The following is a 16362-nucleotide window of genomic DNA, read 5'->3' on the forward strand; positions in this document are numbered from 1 at the left end:
GGAAATAAAAAAGGGCGGGATAATTCCCGCCCTGATTACTGCTTTTCCACCCCGGTGCACGGTGGATTTATTGCTGTGTAAGTCTTCGCCCGTCAATTAACGATTCCAGCCATGATGCCAGCCAGGACCGCCGTGATGCCAGCCGCCGCCATGTCCACGATCGTCAATAATACAACCGCTTAACATGCTGATTACGGCAACTACTGTTAAAACCTTCATTATTTTCTTCATGGAGATGCCTCCTCGTTTTCCTATAGCTGCAAGATTACGCCAGGAAAGTGAAGCGAAGATGCATAAAGTGTAGAGTTATTTCTAGAGGTATTTCTGGATGTGTCTCACAAATTAAAATTTGTCAGGCAGTGGAGTGAATTAAATAGGAATTAACCGAATAGCGATGAGTATCGAAAAGAATACTCTGAAAAGCAAGTGAAAATTTATCGCTATTCCCCGGCGAATGCCGCTACAGTATTTGCAGGACAAAACAGGAGGGGCATTATGTCACGCGAAGTCAAACATGTGCTGGCACTACAGGGAGAGCTGGCTGAATGTCCGCTCTGGTCAGTACGGGAGCAGGTTCTGTGGTGTGTGGATATCCTCGCACCGGCGATTCACCGTTTCGATCCCGCCAGCGGTAAGCTGGAAACATTCCATCTTGATGAACATGTCGGCTGCATTGGCTTGCGTAAGCAGGGCGGCCTGATTGCCGCGCTACGCAGCGGCGTCTGGCTGCTGGACGAACAGGGCAGACCAGAAGTTAAAGTGGCGGACAACCCCGGTGTGGCAGAGGTAAGCCGCTTTAACGACGGTCGCGTTGATCCCTGGGGTAACTTCTGGTGTGGCAGCCTGTGGGAACCGCAGGATAAGAATGGTGGAGTACTGTGCCGCGTCACGCCACAGCTGAAACTCAAGGTCATGGCGCGCGATATCAAGATCTCCAATGGCCTGGCATTCTCTCCCGATCATCGCTGGATGTACCACAGCGACACCCCCAACCAGGTGCTGTATCGCTACCCGCTGGATGCACAAGGGGAACCGGGTTCTCGCGAGGTATTCAAACATTTTGATGCCAAAGGCGGACTGCCGGATGGCGCAGCGGTAGACAGCGAAGGCTTCTACTGGTCAGCGCAATTTGACGGCGGGCGTGTGGTGCGTATCGATCCCAATACCGCTGAAATCGTCGATGAAATCTTGCTGCCGGTGCAGTGGCCAACCATGGTGGCCTTTGGCGGCCCTGAGCTGAAAACGCTGTATATCACCAGTTCACGTGAGCATCGCACGGCAGAAGAGCTGGCTCGCTACCCGCTCTCGGGCGATATCTTTGCCGTTGAACTGGATGTGGCCGGGATTGCTGAGCCGCTATTTGGCTAACGGCTCAGCAGAAAGGCTGACTCAGGCGTGAGGAATTAATTGCTCTGTCGCGGCATGGCGCTGCGGCAGGCGAATACTGAGGGAGAGAAACAGCGAGATCACCAGCAGCGTCATGATCAGGCTGAAGGTGATGGTGAAGCCGCTAAACAGCGAAGCCACCAGTGAGCCCAGCACGCTACCAATACCAAAACCGAGATACAGCAGACCGTAGTTTTTGGTCAGGTTATTCAGGCCGAAGAAGTCGCTGATCAGTGAAGGGAACACGGTGATGGTGCCGCCAAAACTGAATGCTACGCAGGCCAGAGCCATAAAGAAGCTGCTTTCATTCATCGGGGTAAATAACAGAATACTCATACCCACCAGTGAGACGACCTGCGCCAGCGAAATGACCCGAATACGGGGGAGCTTATCAGACAAGATACCTAGCACCAGACGGCCACTCAGGTTGGCGATAGCAATCACCGTCACGGCATTCGCCGCCACGCCAGCGGATAAGTGCACCAGACCCTGACCAATATCTTTTGCTACACCAATGACGTACAAACCGCTCATGCAGGCAGTCAAAAACATCAGTGCCAACATCCAGTACTGTGGCAGTTTCACGGCCTGCGCCAGGGTGTAATCGCGCGTACCGGAAGTTTGTCCTGCACGAGTCTGTTGCAGCGGGGCATCTTTCATCAACAGTGCGCCGGTTAAAATCATCACCATGGTGATCCCGCCCCACAGCATAAAGGTCTGTTCCAGCGTAAAGTGGCTGAGCAGTGCGCCTAAGATGAATTTGAATAACAGACTACCCAGACCATACGAACCAATGGCACAGGCCGAGATCAGCCCTTTACGCTCGGGGAACCACTTCACGCAGTTAGAGAGCGTCATCAGATAGCCTGCCCCGTCTGCCAGCCCGACGATGACCCCAGCGCTGATATACAGCATCAACAGGTTGTTTGCATGGGCTGTCAGCCAGAAGCCAATCGCCATCAGGACACCTGCGGCCATCGCGACGTTCCGCACGCCAAAGCGTTCCTGTAATTTCCCCGCCAGCGAAGAGGCAATCGCCAGCGCCAGGCTGAGTAAGCCGAAGGCAAGCGCTACCTGGCCAATCGGTGCATCCAGCTTTTGCGACAGCTGGCCGTTGAACAGGCTCCAGGTGTAAACCGAACCCAGTGCCAGTTGGGTGATGATGGTACCGCCGAGGGTTAGCCAGCGCACATGAGGCTGTGAAGTGCGAGTGACAGTGTTCATGATATTTCGTCCATTGGAAAACTGTGGGCATAGTACTCCCCGAAGGGGAAAGGCCGGTTGAGAAAGGCATGAACAGCAGGAATTACGGAATGAATGACATTCAGGGCGGTATGAACGGATAGGCGAAGCGCCGGTAAGAGAAAAAACCCGTAAAAGCGTGTCGATTAAATAACAAAAGTAACAAACAGTGTCTCTGGGCGATTCCGGACACCGAAGTCGGTTTTCTTTGCCAGGCTTAAACCACTCATCAACGAGAGGAGACAATATGACAGACCGAACATATGAATCCCTGTCCAGTGAAGAGGAAGTTTGCTGCATTATCGGTCAGGCGGTGGTCGAACTCAGTGCTGAACAGCAGCCCATCAGCAAAGCTACGCTAGCACTTAAGTTGCTGGCGATGGCCGATCGTGATGCTGATGACGAAAAGGTATTACTCTACTGGTTAGCCAGAAAAGCCATCAATCAGCCGCAGCAACTGCACGCGGGCATTCCGCGTTGGGCGTGAGAGGCAGAAGAGGCGGGCAGCAGGCCCGCCCTTCCTGTTAGGTGCTCAAGGCGACTTTACGCACCGGTAAACGGACAAACATCACCATATTGCCTGCCAGAATCATCGCCAGCCCAATCAGCGCACTGGTGTGCCAGACATAACCTTCATAAAGTGTAGAGAGCGACAGCGCCACCAGCGGAAATAACAACGTACTGTAGGCGGCCTGGCTGGCTCCGATTCTCCCCACCAGCGTGAAGTAGGCACCAAACCCCACCACTGAACCCAGCAGTGCCAGATAGACCACCGAGCCCAGCCATTGGCCATTCCAGACCGGACGCAGTGACTCGCCCATCACCAGTGACAGCACACCCATGATCATGGCGCCATAAAACATGGCATAGCTGTTGGTGGTCAACACGTCGCGCTGCTGGCGCTGGTGCCGCAGGCTAATCATGTTGCCAAACGAGAAGCCCAATGTGCCGAGTGCGCTCAGGGCCGCCCCCCATAACACATGCACCGACGCCTGAGTGTTACTCAAATCTTCCCAGAACAACGCCACAATCCCACTGATACCTAACAGTGCAGCCGGTAACAGCCGCATGGGGGGACGTTGGCGGAAGAATAGCCAACTGTTAATGGCGTTATACAGCACCGCCATTGAGAAAATAACCGACTCCAGCCCGGTACTGATCCATGCGGCGGCATAGTAGAAGCAGACGAAGTTAAAGCCGAAAACGCAGCTGCCCTGGAGCAGGCAAAACAGATGATCGCGCGTCGTTAAAGGGCGCAGGCGGCGCAACAGCTTGAGCAGTACCAGCATCAGCGCGCCAGCCACTAAAAAGCGCCAAAAAATGGCCACGGTCACCGCAGTCGCCCCGACAGCGGATTGTTGAAGAAAAATCGCTATCCAGGTGGTGCCCCAGATAACCACTACGGCCAGATACAACCCTGCATTCATGTTCAGACTCCTGTTTGCTGAAGGCATATTGTTAGTCTGTTTCCTCCTGAATGCTTTCATCAGCTTGCCGGAGAATTGCATAATCTTGCGGTTTTTTTTACAGGCTGACGGTAAGCCGCTTTTTGTAAACCGGTTAACGCCGTACACTAGCCGCAGAGATCATTTCAGTCCGGGCGCCTCATGTCGAAAACCTACCAGACCTTTGCCACCTTACAGCGGCAGAAAGCGCAGCTGCGCGATCACGCGGTGTTGAGCAGTGGGATCCAACTGGCCTCATGGTTTAATCAGGGCGATCGGGTGACCAACCTCAGCGATCATCACACGCTAAGCTTGTATGTGGCGGAAGGGTACGATACCTGGCATAAAACCCAGCACGGCTGGCGTAACGGCGGTGGCCCGGATCGTTTTTGCTTAATGCCGCAGGGCAGTGAATCGACCTGGGATGTGCGCGCTGAGTTGGCGTTTGTGCATCTCTATTGCACCGATGAGCATCTCCGCCATCTTGCCGAACAGATCTGGGATCGCAGCCCCGCACAGCTGAGCCTGCATGAAAAAGTGTTCGCGGGGGACGATCGCATTACCCAGCTTTATCGCCACTTTCTGTTGAGCTGTGACTGGCAGCAACCCGCCAGCCAAATGGTGTTGACCACCGCTTCAACCTTGCTGATGACGCACCTGTTGCAGAATTACAGTGATGTGCAGTGGCAGGCTCCACAGATACGCGGCGGTCTGGCTCCAGTGGTACTGCGCCGTATTACAGACTACATTGCTGCGCATCTCGACCAGCCGCTCACGCTGGCACATCTGGCGCAGGAAGCCGCCCTCAGCGAATTCCATTTTGCCCGCATGTTTCGCCACAGCGTGGGCATGGCACCGCATCAATATGTCATGCAGCAACGCATGAACCGCGCGCGTGATTTACTTTCCCACACACCGCTCTCCCTGACAGATATCGCTTTGCAGTGCGGTTTCCACTCTTCAAGCCATTTCAGTAACCGCTTTAGTCAGGCATTTGGTGTCGCGCCTTCAGTATGGCGGCGCGGGGCGCACTGTTCTGTTTAAAGAATAAGGTTACTGATTCCCCTAATAATAAGTGTGATTAAGATGAATTAATTTTCACACTCAACTTACTGATTTAGGTAATAAAACAAGGATCGAAAACCATCCCCCACACATTGATCTGAATCAAATTCAGTTCATTGAATATCTTAAAATCCGAAGGTAAATGTTTATTCCTCGGAATTCTTCACAAAACCTCATATTAATCATTTTATTTCTTTCCGTTAATGTTTTGGGCTGTTAATGTTTTGCTTGGTTAGCGTGTCGGTGTTTTTATCTCATGAATGATTATAATAAAAATAGATCTAATTTAGTTGTAATAAAACGTCATAGAACCATGACGAGTACGGAATTGCTTCCTAATGGGCTTGTGTCTTATGGTTCTATTGAGGTTGTTTTGGATGGCGAGTAACTCAATGCATGTAATTCTCAGGTTGTTATTGTACGCGTTTTGTTTCTTTTTACTTTACCCTGTTTTGATGTTTTGGTTACTACCATTGACATTTGAACATACTCGCCTGTGGCATAATGCTGCCAGTTTTCTGAATGTGCGGGATTTTCAAAGCTTTATCCTAACCACGATTCTAATAGTAAATATAGTTATTGCATATGCAATCTATTATGCCGTTAAGTTGGTTTTAGAGTTTAAGTGGTATAGAAAATTTTTTATGAAAAAGGTGTAATTTGCATAATGGCTCTGGCGTTTAAGGTTGGTTTTTTTATTGCATTCGTCCTACTCTATTTCTCATTATTAACGTTTCACGTGGCTGGCTGGATCTACAATAACACTCTTTTTTGGCAGTCGATGGCTTCAATATTTAATTGTGATGACCTTGAATGGTTTATCTCAGTAAGTGTAATGATTAGTACTGTGGTTTTTTTCATTTTTGAGCGTTTTCTTAGTTTCACATTTAATATCGAGAAGAGTCGCCAGGTGATAATTCTACCACAGGATCTAACGGCTGCCTTATTGCAGTGAAACAGGGCGAGACTTTTAACACCCAGAATAACGGTGGGAAGTAAAAGCCCACTGGCCTCAAGCCAGTGAGCAGGGTGACGCACTCAGCTAATTTCCCCGTGTGGGTCGAGAATATATTTCGCGGCAACACCGGCATCAAATTGTGCATAGCCCTGTGCGGCTTCTTCCAGCGGAATCACCTGCGCATTCACAATCTTCGCAATCGGCAGGCGATCGTGCAGAATGGCATTCATCAACTGGCGGTTATAACGCAGTACCGGCGTCTGCCCGGTGTGGAAAGATTGCGCTTTTGACCAGCCGAGGCCAAATTTCAGACTCAGTGAACCTTCCTGTGCCGCTTTCTCATGGGCACCCGGATCGGCGGTGACATACAGCCCAGGAATACCGATTTTTCCGGCAACGCGGGTAATTTCCATCATCTGGTTTAGCACAATCGCCGGTTGCTCTTTACCTGAGTGACCACGCGCTTCGAAGCCCACGGCATCAATGGCAGAGTCGACTTCCGGTACGCCCACCACCTGTTCAACCATTTCACCCAGTCGATCGTGTTTGCTGAGATCGATCGGCACAAAGCCCATCTTCGCGGCGTGTGCCAGACGATCCTGATTGAAATCACCGATCATCACCACTGCGGCCCCGAGGATCTGGGCTGAGGCTGCGGCGGCAAGTCCGACCGGCCCCGCACCCGCCACATAGGTAATTGATCCCACACCCACGCCGGCGGTCATTGCACCGTGGAAGCCCGTGGGCAAAATATCCGACAACATGGTGAGATCTTTGATTTTCGCCAGCGCCTGATCGCGATCGGGGAATTTCAACAGGTTAAAATCAGCGTACGGAATCATGACATATTTTGCCTGACCGCCGACCCACCCTCCCATATCTACATAACCGTAAGCGCCGCCCGCACGTGCAGGGTTGACCGTCAGACAGACGCCGGTATCCAGCTCCCGACAGCAGCGGCAGCGACCACAGGCCACGTTGAACGGTACTGACACGATATCGCCGACGTTCAGCATCTCAACATCGCTGCCTTTTTCAATCACCTCACCGGTAATTTCATGGCCTAGTACCATACCCGCAGGTGCAGTGGTACGGCCGCGCACCATATGCTGATCCGAACCGCAGATATTGGTTGATAACACCTTCAGGATCACCGCGTGACCAATTTTTTTGCCGGCTGGGTTAGAAAAAATCGGGTCCGGAATATCCAGGACTTCAACTTTTCCCGGCCCCTGATAAACCACGCCTCTGTTCGAGCTATGACTCATTACGCCTCCTTGATGGCGGTAGGTACAGCGGGTTCTCTGGTATTGATGGCCCAGAGAGGATGAAAAACAGGCAATTTAATAGTCGATTTCAACGTTGCCTTTGATAATGGTGCAGCAACTGAGCACGTAGCCCTGTTCGATCTCTTCATCGTCTATTCCACCGTTGTGGCTCATTTCGGTTTGGCCATCGAGAACCTGCACCTTGCAGGTGCCGCAGATCCCCATACCACAGGCTTTTGGAATTTTCAGACTGGCACTGGCTGCTGCCTCGTTAAGCGTAGTGCCCTCCGCAACCTCGATCTGTCTTCCAGACGACATAAACTTAACCGTGCAGAGGGTGTTCACACTTTCTTTATCTGGCCCTGTTTCCCCCATGACAGGTTGCTGTACGGTAGGGGAGGGGATCAGGGTGTCGCCACCAAATGACTCCTCGTGATAGCGTGACATGTCATAGTCGGCATGCTGTAAAAACTCACGCACTGCCCGCATATAGACCGCCGGGCCGCAGCAGAAGATCTCCCGTTCGGCAAAGTCTGGTGCAATCAGCTGGAGCATTTCCCGATTCAGATAACCGCGATAGCCGCTCCACGCCTGGCCGGTAGGGGTTCGCTCGCAAATGATATGCAGCTTAAAATTTTCAATCCGGGTCGACATGTAATCGAGTTCGGCGCGGTAAATAATGTCTTCTGGCGTCCGGGCGCTGTGGACAAAGGCCATATCGACGTCAGAGTTAGTATTGAAGAACCAGCGTGCCATCGACATCACCGGGGTAATCCCCACGCCACCGGAAAGCAACAGCACTTTGCTGGCCGGAAAATCTGCACTGTTGAACTGGCCCATCGGGCCATGGACCACCAGCGCGTCACCCACGGCAAGGTTTTCATGCAGCCAGTTGGAGACCTTACCGCCAGGGACGCGCTTAACGGTGATGGAGAAGCTGTAAGGAATAGAAGGCGAACTGGAAATGGTATAAGAGCGCATTTCCGGCTCATTCTCGATTTCCAGTTCAAGCGTGACAAACTGACCAGGCTTAAAGAAAAACAGGACGGGCTGCTGCATGCCAAAACAGAACGTTTTGACATCTGCCGTCTCCTGAATCACTTTCAGGCAGCGCACCTGATGACGACCATTCGTCCATGTCTGGGTAATAACAGGATTAAAAAAATCCGAGCCTGAGATATTTTGCATAGCGACACCGTTGTGCTGTTTAAGCCTGGGGAAAAATCAAATAATCCTGCGTTTCATCACTTCGCAGTACCAGTCGTCGAACTGGCAGACGCCGTTCTCCGCCACGCTGGAAAACGGGCCGGGGGTATAAGCCGGTGAGCTGACGCCAGCCTGCGTACCTTCTACCAAATCGCGATCCTGGCTATTGGTGGCCAGCCAGACCTTGGTCAGCCGGTCGAGGTCGTAATCAATGTTTTCCTGCGCATCTTTGTGTACCAGCCATTTGGTGGTCACCAGCGTTTCATTCGGGCCGAGTGGCAAGATTCTGAAACTCAGGGCGTGATCGCCGAGGAAGTGGTTCCAGGTGGAGGGATAATTAAAATAGAGCAGCGCGCCAATATCGTATAAGCCGCTTTCATCCAGCCTACGCGTCACCGCTGGCTGGCCATCCATGGTGTAGCTGACGGCTTTTTCCGAGAGTGGGATACGCGTCATGCGGTACTGACCGCCCTCGTCCATCACCAGACGGCTTGGTAATCCGGCGTTTTCACAGCTGTCCCAGAATTCGGTCAGGCCAGGGTTTTCTTCTTCAGCGACACCTGCCACGGAGAGGTTTTCGACAAAGGAGTTCATCAACTCCGGGTGTGCGCCATCACAGTGGAAACATTCGCGGTTATTCTCAAACACCAGCTTCCAGTTACCTTTTTCAATCAAATTCGATTCAAAGGCGACTTTGCAGTTATCCAGATAATGCGGCTTGATAAAGGGCGTGACCGCCTGACGGAAGGGTTCAAAATCCGGTGCGACATCAGCTACGCAAACATAAATATAAGTTTCAACGATTTCACAGTGCGCAGCATTCAGGCTGTGTTCCTGCGGATTAAATTCGGGTCCCATATTGCCGGCATACAGCAGACGTCCGTCCAGTTCGAAGGTCCAGCGGTGATAAGGGCACACCAGTTTGGCGGATTTACCCTTTTCCTGTTGGCAAACTTTTGAACCGCGATGACGACAGGCGTTGTGTAGCGCTCTGATCTTATTGTCACTACCGCGCACCACGACTATCGGGTAATCGCCAATCTGTAAGGTGAAAAAGCTGCCTGGTTTTTCCAGTTCAAAAGTGTGACCGGCAAAGATCCACTCGCGAGACCAGATGTATTTCAAATCATCCTGATAAACTTGCTCATCACAGTACAGTTCACGCGTCAGGGCATGGCGCGGCCGACGCGATTCAATATAGTCGCGGGTATTCTTCATGTTGTATAGCTCCTGTAACCAGTGCCAGTTAATCAAAAAGGGGGTTAATTTCTTTCACGTATGACTTCGGTGTTACTGACAAAAGCGTCGTTGTTGCTCTCCAGCGAAGCCGCGTCATTCAAATCCAGTTGATTGGTTTCCGGTGCCATGAGCCAGGAAATGGCTAAACCCAACAGTGTGACGGCCGCAGCGATATACATGGTTTTCTCAATACCTAAATCCTGGAGTGAGAGTGGAACCAGCCAGGTGCCAATCGCCGCCCCAATACGTGAGACCGAGGTGCCCACACCCACTGCGCATGCACGAATTTCCGTCGGGAATATTTCATTGGGATAGACCAGCGTTAATACCTGCGCACCGCCAATAAACAGCGCATAAGCACCGAACAGCATGAGAATCACCGCCGATGAACTGTCGTGCTGCCAGCCGAGCAGGAGCAGGGCCAGGCCAGACCAGAAAAAGCTGTGCAACAGCAGGCTGCGACGGCCGAGACGATTAACCGAACAGGTGGCGACGATACAGCCCACCACAAACAGCAACGTAATCGTGACTGAACCGAGTGAGGCCCACTGGCCCTGAACGTGCAAAGCTTCCAGTACGCGAGGCACAAAGGCATACACGGCAAACAACGGGACGATGCAGCAGGTCCAGAACAGGGTGATAAATGCCATGCGTTTGCCGTAGCCAGCGTGCAGCAGGCTGATAAACGACAGGGTGTTGTTCACCGGTTCGGGTGGCAGGTTTTGAATGCCGTACTGATGACCAAAGGCGTGTTTGATCACCTGTTCCGCTTCTGCGCGGCGGCCCTTACGCAACAGCCAGCGTGGCGACTCTGGCGTGCCTAAGCGGATGCAGAACAGGGCCAGGCCAATAACGGCCGAGCTTGCGAGGATTACGCGCCAGGCGTCTGCACCGCCATAATTTAATAAAATCTCGCCGATGATGTAGGCGGCGGCTGCCCCGGAGAACCACATAATGGTGACGCCTGCCAACCGTGGACCACGGTACTGGCGCGGCAAAAACTCCACCAGATAGGCGGTCGCCACCGGATATTCAATACCAACGGCAACCCCCATCATGAAGCGGTAGAAAAACAGCAACGAGCCGCTCTCAACCCAAAACTGCAACAGTGAGAACAGGAAAAACAAGGTTGGGCCAACAAAGTAGAGCCGACGTCGGCCCAGACGATCTGTTAACAAGCCACCTATAAAACCGCCGAAGAAGATGCCAATCAACGCCGAAGCGGCAATCATGCCCTGCCAGAAAACATCTAATCCTAGCGCGCTGGCAATTTGTGACATCGCAATGCCAATAATGCTCAGCACATAACCGTCCACAAACGATCCGCCCGCCGATCGCACCGTGAGTAAATTATGAAAACGATTTAAAGGGAGATCCTCTATTGATATTGTCTTAGACATACTCTTTAGTCTCCAGTCAGGAGATCGAAGCATGAAACAATAAGTATTGTGGCAAAGTTAACCCTCCCGGAAGAAATCGGGATTGCAGGTGACGATGTCTGTAACAATGCTTATTATCGCAGCATATAAATGGCTTCGATCCGGGTGGCTGCAAAGAAGATGCAGGTTTTTTTATTTAATTTTTTACTGAGGTTTAATTTGTTTGTTTAATTAAAAAATAAACCGTCAGTGGCGTTGGGGAAATAATTGCACTGAGTCTTGATAGGGTCAATATGGCAAAAATGGCATGGATGACAGGAAAAACGAAGGAAATTTCACGATCCGATAACGTAGATTTAAAAAACATATACACATCAATTGGTTAGTTGATGTTTATTTTATTCATATTATTTTCGTATTTTTGTGAAATAGCCCATATTTCTCGGTTTCTGTGGGCGTCTTCAGCAGGACAGAGAACAAGGTAAGCCTGGTTTTTTAAGGTAGGTTGCTGATTTTTATGCAATAAAAAAGCCCTTCATATTGAAGGGCTTAGTGGGTGAGCAGGCATCATTCTCCTGGTGAGAAGAGTCGCTCTACGGCCCTGCGTCGCTTTCTGAAACCCGCAGGGGTTTCACCGTACTGTTTACGGAACCAGGTAATCAGATGTGATGCCCCGGAGAACCCGCTGCGCAGGGCGATGTCGTGAATGCTTGCCGTTGAGTTGGTCATCAGATTGCGTGCATGATCGAGCCTGAGCTTGCGCCAGTGCACAACGACGGTATCGCCAGTGCTGCGCAGGAAGGCTTGATTAAGCTGGTGCATGCTGACGTTCATCAAGGTCGTGATATCTTGCAACGGCGCAGGCGAGGCGATGTGTTGATGCATATAGTCGATGGTGCGCTGAACAATATCTTCATCATAGCGCGGGTTTATCGTGCTGATTTTATACCGTTTTTGTACGGGTTTTTTCGGCTTGTCTGGCTCTGCCATCAGGTATTTCAGGGCTTTACTGGCGCGCTGCTCGCCACAATGTTTGCGGATGATGTCGACTGCCAGTTCAATCGACGTACCGCCAGGGCAGGAGATAATTCCGCCATCGCTGATGTAGGTTTGATCCAGCACCGGCGTGACTTTGGGGAAGCTTTGCTTAAATTCGTCGCGCGTCGTGAAATGCACGGCACAGCGTTTGCCATCCAAAAGACCGGCTTTCGCCACGACGAAGGAGCTGCTGTCCAGCGTGATGATGGGGATTTTGCGCGCATGTAAGGCTCGCACCGCGTCCAGCAAGGCGTCCGTTGGGTTGCGCGTCTCCTCCAGCAGCCCACCGGCGAAAACGACGTAATCCCAGTGGGTGGCAAAATCCAGCGGTGCGGTAGGCTGCACGGGTAATCCACAGCTACTGATAACGGGCTGATTATTCAGCGTCATCCATTCCCACTGACAAAATATCTGGCGGCTGGAAAAAGCAACATCGGCGGCAAAGCGAATGGGATCAATCAGTTCCGCAACCGGGTGGAGAGTAAATCTGTTAAGCAGAACAAAACCTATTTTAATATCCGGGCGAGATTGTTTTTCTTCAATTTCAAACTGCGCTGCTACAGATTGTGACATGTAATGCCTCAGCCATCTGAAAAACGTCCTGATGAATTATTCATCGGGTAAGGTTTCTATTGTGAGTGACGATTCTTATACTCTGAGGCTAATCATGCTAACAAGCATTTTTTAACTTAAAACCCAGTTTTTAATTCTGTCATCTTTATTTTGTGAGGAAGAGGGATGATTTTATTGGTCTGGCAACCCAGTATTTGAGTAAAAGGTCTTTGCGTTATATCCCCGCTAAAGTCGCTCTTTTTTTTGCATATCCTTCCGGGAAAAAATGGCACTGCACTTTGTTTGTAACGGGGGATGTACGTGAGGCCAACCATTTTGTATCTGACAGCGCATAAAGTTAGACTGCCTTACCTTTTTTCACCATTACGCTTAGCCATGACCACCAACTCATCGAACGCTGTGGACATACCCCATTCCATTCCGGCCCGTAACCGGATGTTCCGGGCACTGCTCAACCGGGATAAAACCCCAGCGGCGGTGCTGATTTCGGCCGCGATAGTGGGCATTTTGGTTGGAATAGTCGGCGTGGCTTTTGCACGCATGGTGGATGCTATTCAAACCTGGCGAACCCTGCACATTAGCGCGGCCTTATTGTCTGGCTGGCAACTCTATCTCGCGGCCTTTGGGGTTTCTGCGCTGCTGGCGGCTATCGGGTATTGGCTGGTCCGGCGCTTTGCCCCGGAAGCGGGGGGATCGGGCATTCCGGAAATTGAAGGTGCCTTAGAGGAGTTAAGGCCGGTGCGCTGGTGGCGGGTTATTCCGGTTAAATTTGTCGGTGGCCTCGGTACATTGGGGGCTGGAATGGTGTTGGGGCGAGAAGGTCCGACGGTCCAACTGGGGGGAAATCTGGGACGGATGGTGTACGATCTGCTGCGCCTCAACAGTGATGAAGCCCGACACTCGCTGCTCGCAACCGGCGCGGCTGCGGGTTTGGCGGCGGCCTTTAATGCCCCTTTGGCGGGTATTCTCTTTATTCTGGAAGAGATGCGGCCGCAGTTCCGCTATAACCTCATCTCAATCAAGGCGGTGTTCATCGGGGTGATTTGCGCCAGCATCGTTTTCCGCCTGTTTAACGGTGACGTGGCCGTGATTGCGGTTGGCAAACTCAATGATGCTCCGGTGCAGTCGCTTTGGCTCTATTTGCTGCTGGGCATGGTGTTTGGCGCGATTGGCGTCGCCTTTAATCGCCTGATCTTCGCCATGCAGGATGCATTTGCAGGCATCTATCAAAATAAGATCTGGCGGGCGGTGGTGACCGGTGCCCTGTTGAGCGGATGCTGTGGCGTGATGAGCTTGCTGTTTCCTGCTGCGGTTGGCGGTGGTAATCAGCTGATTCCTGAAGCGGCACTGGGCGCGTTTCCGCTGGCTATTTTGTTGGTGATTTTTGTGGTACGCCTTTTCACTACTCTGCTGTGTTTCTCATCAGGTGCGCCAGGCGGCATTTTTGCCCCGATGCTCGCATTAGGCACGGTACTGGGCACGGCCTTTGGGCTGGCGGTATCGCAGTTGTTACCTGGGTATCACCTTCAGCCAGCGACATTTGCCATTGCAGGAATGGGAGCATTGTTTGCGGCTTCGGTGCGCGCGCCGTTAACCGGGATTGTGCTGGTGCTGGAAATGACCGACAACTATCAGCTCATTCTGCCGATGATCATCACCTGCCTGGGCGCAACCTTGCTGGCACAAATGCTGGGCGGAAAACCGCTGTATTCCTCAATACTCGCCCGTACGCTGGCACGGCAACAAGATCAGGCAAAGGGATAAAAGGCGTTGGAACGAGGGGGATGATGGTGTCCCCTGCAGGAATCGAACCTGCAACTAGCCCTTAGGAGGGGCTCGTTATATCCATTTAACTAAGGGGACAGCGCGGCGCAGTATACATGAGTTACCCGCTGGCGGTAACTGTCTGTTAACCTGTATGCTCATTTAATCAACAGTTTAAGACTTTACCTGCCTGAGCGTCGGGCAGATGAAGTGTGCTATCACATGAGTGAAATCAAATGCTTTAGCACAGCGCATATAGTTCGATAAAGTTATGATTTACCTGGGTGAGCGTTGTAGCGAGAGTGCCGTGCCGCAAATGTAATCCTGAATGCAGTAAAAAGTTACAAGATCTTAATCCTGATGGGATTCACATCAAATGTGCCAGAACAATGGCACAAATCATCACTACCGTAACAACGCAGAAACAACTCACCTCTACGGTCCACAACATCCTTGTGGTATTATCCGTGCTCAATTTTTCAGGTGCGACACCCTTCCCGATGTTTGAAGCCATTAATTTATCTTGTGTTCGTGATGAACGCGTCCTGTTTCACGGGCTGAGCTTCAGCGTCAACCCTGGTGATATTGTTCAGATTGAGGGGCCAAATGGCGCGGGAAAAACCTCTCTTTTGCGTTTGCTGGCCGGTCTGAGCCAGCCCGCGGAAGGTGAAATTCACTGGCAGGGTGAAGCGGTAAGACGCCAACGTGATGTCTGGCACCGGGCGTTGCTTTATCTTGGGCATCAGCCTGGGGTGAAAGGGGTACTCACGCCACTGGAAAATCTGCGCTTTTTCCATCCGAACTGCGATCAGGATTCCATCTTCGCAGCGCTGGAAAGTGTCGATCTGCTGGGTTACGAAGAGATCCCCGTCGCGCAACTTTCTGCCGGGCAGCAACGGCGTGTGGCACTCGCCCGGTTGTGGTTGACTCGCGCAACGCTATGGATTTTGGATGAACCTTTGACCGCCATTGATAAAAGCGGCGTCGAAAAACTGATGCGCTGCTTTACCCGACATGCAGAGAATGGCGGGGCGGTGATCCTGACAACGCACCAGGACCTGCCTGCCAGCAAGGCGCGGGTCCGACAAATCAGGCTGCAAGGAGCGGAACTGGCGTGATAACTGGACGCATTATTGGACGCGAGTTGCGGATTGTCTTTCGTCGTGGCTCAGAAGTGATTAACCCGCTGTGGTTTTTCCTGATTGTGATTACGCTGTTTCCGCTGGGTATCGGGCCTGAGCCGCAACAGTTGGCGCGTATTGCCCCCGGTGTGACCTGGGTTGCGGCGCTACTGTCATCCCTTTTGGCGCTGGAACGTCTGTTCCGCGATGACTTTGTTGATGGTTCTCTGGAGCAGCTTGTGCTGCTGCCAACCCCACTGCCATTAACGGTGTTAGGGAAAGTGATTGCTCACTGGCTGGTGACCGGACTGCCGCTGATCTTGTTGTCACCGCTGGCGGCTTTACTGCTGTCACTCGACTTCTCGAGCTGGAGCGCGATGGCCCTGACGTTGCTGTTAGGCACGCCTACGCTGAGTTTCCTGGGCGCAGTAGGCGTTGGGCTCACGGTGGGCCTGCGCCGTGGCGGCGTATTGTTGAGTTTGCTGGTATTGCCGTTGGCGATACCGGTACTGATTTTTGCCAGCGCGGCGATGGATGCCGCCGCGCAAGGTCTGCCGATTGGCGGCTATTTGGCGATTTTAGGGGCGATGTTGGTGGGCAGCGCGACGCTGACCCCCTTTGCCACCGCAGCCGCATTACGAATAACGCTGCAGTAGTAGCGTGCTAACGATTTATTAC

General features: G+C 52.0%; 14 protein-coding genes and 1 tRNA gene. 6 read left to right on the forward strand and 9 right to left on the reverse strand.

Going from position 1 to position 16362, the window contains the following annotated elements; genetic code table 11:
• Window positions 1-96 precede the first annotated feature (96 nt).
• Window positions 97-219 carry a hypothetical protein gene (locus B880_RS27200; protein WP_255464831.1) on the reverse strand — a complete coding sequence of 41 codons (123 nt, stop codon included), beginning with the start codon at window positions 217-219 and terminating at the stop codon, window positions 97-99.
• Window positions 220-495: 276 nt separating this feature from the next.
• Here B880_RS27200 and B880_RS0100190 point away from each other — a divergent pair, with 276 nt between their 5' ends.
• Complete coding sequence (locus B880_RS0100190; protein WP_017345362.1) at window positions 496-1368, forward strand: SMP-30/gluconolactonase/LRE family protein; 873 nt, start codon at window positions 496-498, stop codon at window positions 1366-1368.
• A gap of 21 nt (window positions 1369-1389) precedes the next feature.
• Here the strand turns inward: B880_RS0100190 and B880_RS0100195 are convergent, their stop codons facing one another.
• Window positions 1390-2610 carry an L-lactate MFS transporter gene (locus B880_RS0100195; RefSeq protein ID WP_017345363.1) on the reverse strand — a complete coding sequence of 407 codons (1221 nt, stop codon included), beginning with the start codon at window positions 2608-2610 and terminating at the stop codon, window positions 1390-1392.
• 265 nt (window positions 2611-2875) lie between these two features.
• Between B880_RS0100195 and B880_RS0100200 the strand changes: the two genes are divergently transcribed.
• Window positions 2876-3115: a hypothetical protein gene (locus B880_RS0100200; RefSeq protein WP_017345364.1), complete on the forward strand. Its 240-nt coding sequence runs from the start codon at window positions 2876-2878 to the stop codon at window positions 3113-3115.
• A gap of 37 nt (window positions 3116-3152) precedes the next feature.
• On the opposite strand, the gene B880_RS0100205 is transcribed toward B880_RS0100200, so the two are convergent.
• A complete protein-coding gene (locus B880_RS0100205; protein WP_017345365.1) occupies window positions 3153-4055 on the reverse strand; it encodes a DMT family transporter in 903 nt (300 codons plus the stop codon).
• 180 nt (window positions 4056-4235) lie between these two features.
• Here B880_RS0100205 and B880_RS0100210 point away from each other — a divergent pair, with 180 nt between their 5' ends.
• On the forward strand, window positions 4236-5117 hold the full coding sequence (locus B880_RS0100210) for a helix-turn-helix domain-containing protein (protein ID WP_017345366.1): 882 nt from the start codon (window positions 4236-4238) through the stop codon (window positions 5115-5117).
• A 1059-nt stretch (window positions 5118-6176) separates the two neighbouring features.
• On the opposite strand, the gene fdhA is transcribed toward B880_RS0100210, so the two are convergent.
• The 5 genes from fdhA to B880_RS0100245 all read right to left on the reverse strand — a co-directional run bounded on the left by fdhA (window position 6177) and on the right by B880_RS0100245 (window position 12799).
• Window positions 6177-7364 (reverse strand): formaldehyde dehydrogenase, glutathione-independent, encoded by a 1188-nt coding sequence (gene fdhA / locus B880_RS0100225; RefSeq protein WP_017345369.1) that lies wholly within the window; start codon window positions 7362-7364, stop codon window positions 6177-6179.
• 75 nt (window positions 7365-7439) lie between these two features.
• Complete coding sequence (locus B880_RS0100230; RefSeq protein ID WP_017345370.1) at window positions 7440-8552, reverse strand: hybrid-cluster NAD(P)-dependent oxidoreductase; 1113 nt, start codon at window positions 8550-8552, stop codon at window positions 7440-7442.
• Between the two features lie 36 nt (window positions 8553-8588).
• Window positions 8589-9788 carry an aromatic ring-hydroxylating oxygenase subunit alpha gene (locus B880_RS0100235; RefSeq protein ID WP_017345371.1) on the reverse strand — a complete coding sequence of 400 codons (1200 nt, stop codon included), beginning with the start codon at window positions 9786-9788 and terminating at the stop codon, window positions 8589-8591.
• A gap of 44 nt (window positions 9789-9832) precedes the next feature.
• Window positions 9833-11209, reverse strand: coding sequence for an MFS transporter (locus B880_RS0100240; RefSeq protein ID WP_026042329.1), 1377 nt, complete (start codon window positions 11207-11209; stop codon window positions 9833-9835).
• 546 nt (window positions 11210-11755) lie between these two features.
• Window positions 11756-12799 carry a GlxA family transcriptional regulator gene (locus tag B880_RS0100245; RefSeq protein WP_017345373.1) on the reverse strand — a complete coding sequence of 348 codons (1044 nt, stop codon included), beginning with the start codon at window positions 12797-12799 and terminating at the stop codon, window positions 11756-11758.
• Window positions 12800-13174: 375 nt separating this feature from the next.
• Between B880_RS0100245 and clcA the strand changes: the two genes are divergently transcribed.
• A complete protein-coding gene (gene clcA / locus B880_RS0100250; protein ID WP_026042330.1) occupies window positions 13175-14563 on the forward strand; it encodes a H(+)/Cl(-) exchange transporter ClcA in 1389 nt (462 codons plus the stop codon).
• A 24-nt stretch (window positions 14564-14587) separates the two neighbouring features.
• Here the strand turns inward: clcA and B880_RS0100255 are convergent.
• Window positions 14588-14662 (reverse strand) — tRNA-Arg (locus B880_RS0100255).
• 401 nt (window positions 14663-15063) lie between these two features.
• On the opposite strand from B880_RS0100255, the gene ccmA reads away from it, so the two are divergent.
• Both ccmA and ccmB read left to right on the forward strand, forming a co-directional pair.
• The gene (gene ccmA, locus B880_RS0100260; RefSeq protein ID WP_017345375.1) at window positions 15064-15681 is read left to right on the forward strand and encodes a cytochrome c biogenesis heme-transporting ATPase CcmA; all 618 of its coding nucleotides are present in this window, start codon (window positions 15064-15066) and stop codon (window positions 15679-15681) included.
• On the forward strand, window positions 15681-16340 hold the full coding sequence (gene ccmB / locus B880_RS0100265; protein WP_036645049.1) for a heme exporter protein CcmB: 660 nt from the start codon (window positions 15681-15683) through the stop codon (window positions 16338-16340). Before ccmA ends, ccmB begins: the two co-directional genes overlap by 1 nt.
• Window positions 16341-16362 lie beyond the last annotated feature (22 nt).

Source organism: Pantoea sp. A4, assembly GCF_000295955.2.
Classification (GTDB): Bacteria; Pseudomonadota; Gammaproteobacteria; order Enterobacterales; family Enterobacteriaceae; genus Pantoea; species Pantoea multigeneris.

What these genes read in the sequence shown, in the direction of transcription:
- B880_RS27200 (WP_255464831.1), bottom strand. Translation starts at nt 219, where the DNA reads ATGAAGGTTTTAACAGTAGTTGCCGTAATCAGCATGTTAAGCGGTTGT.
- B880_RS0100190 (WP_017345362.1), top strand. Translation starts at nt 496, where the DNA reads ATGTCACGCGAAGTCAAACATGTGCTGGCACTACAGGGAGAGCTGGCT.
- B880_RS0100195 (WP_017345363.1), bottom strand. Translation starts at nt 2,610, where the DNA reads ATGAACACTGTCACTCGCACTTCACAGCCTCATGTGCGCTGGCTAACC.
- B880_RS0100200 (WP_017345364.1), top strand. Translation starts at nt 2,876, where the DNA reads ATGACAGACCGAACATATGAATCCCTGTCCAGTGAAGAGGAAGTTTGC.
- B880_RS0100205 (WP_017345365.1), bottom strand. Translation starts at nt 4,055, where the DNA reads ATGAATGCAGGGTTGTATCTGGCCGTAGTGGTTATCTGGGGCACCACC.
- B880_RS0100210 (WP_017345366.1), top strand. Translation starts at nt 4,236, where the DNA reads ATGTCGAAAACCTACCAGACCTTTGCCACCTTACAGCGGCAGAAAGCG.
- fdhA (WP_017345369.1), bottom strand. Translation starts at nt 7,364, where the DNA reads ATGAGTCATAGCTCGAACAGAGGCGTGGTTTATCAGGGGCCGGGAAAA.
- B880_RS0100230 (WP_017345370.1), bottom strand. Translation starts at nt 8,552, where the DNA reads ATGCAAAATATCTCAGGCTCGGATTTTTTTAATCCTGTTATTACCCAG.
- B880_RS0100235 (WP_017345371.1), bottom strand. Translation starts at nt 9,788, where the DNA reads ATGAAGAATACCCGCGACTATATTGAATCGCGTCGGCCGCGCCATGCC.
- B880_RS0100240 (WP_026042329.1), bottom strand. Translation starts at nt 11,209, where the DNA reads ATGTCTAAGACAATATCAATAGAGGATCTCCCTTTAAATCGTTTTCAT.
- B880_RS0100245 (WP_017345373.1), bottom strand. Translation starts at nt 12,799, where the DNA reads ATGTCACAATCTGTAGCAGCGCAGTTTGAAATTGAAGAAAAACAATCT.
- clcA (WP_026042330.1), top strand. Translation starts at nt 13,175, where the DNA reads ATGACCACCAACTCATCGAACGCTGTGGACATACCCCATTCCATTCCG.
- ccmA (WP_017345375.1), top strand. Translation starts at nt 15,064, where the DNA reads ATGTTTGAAGCCATTAATTTATCTTGTGTTCGTGATGAACGCGTCCTG.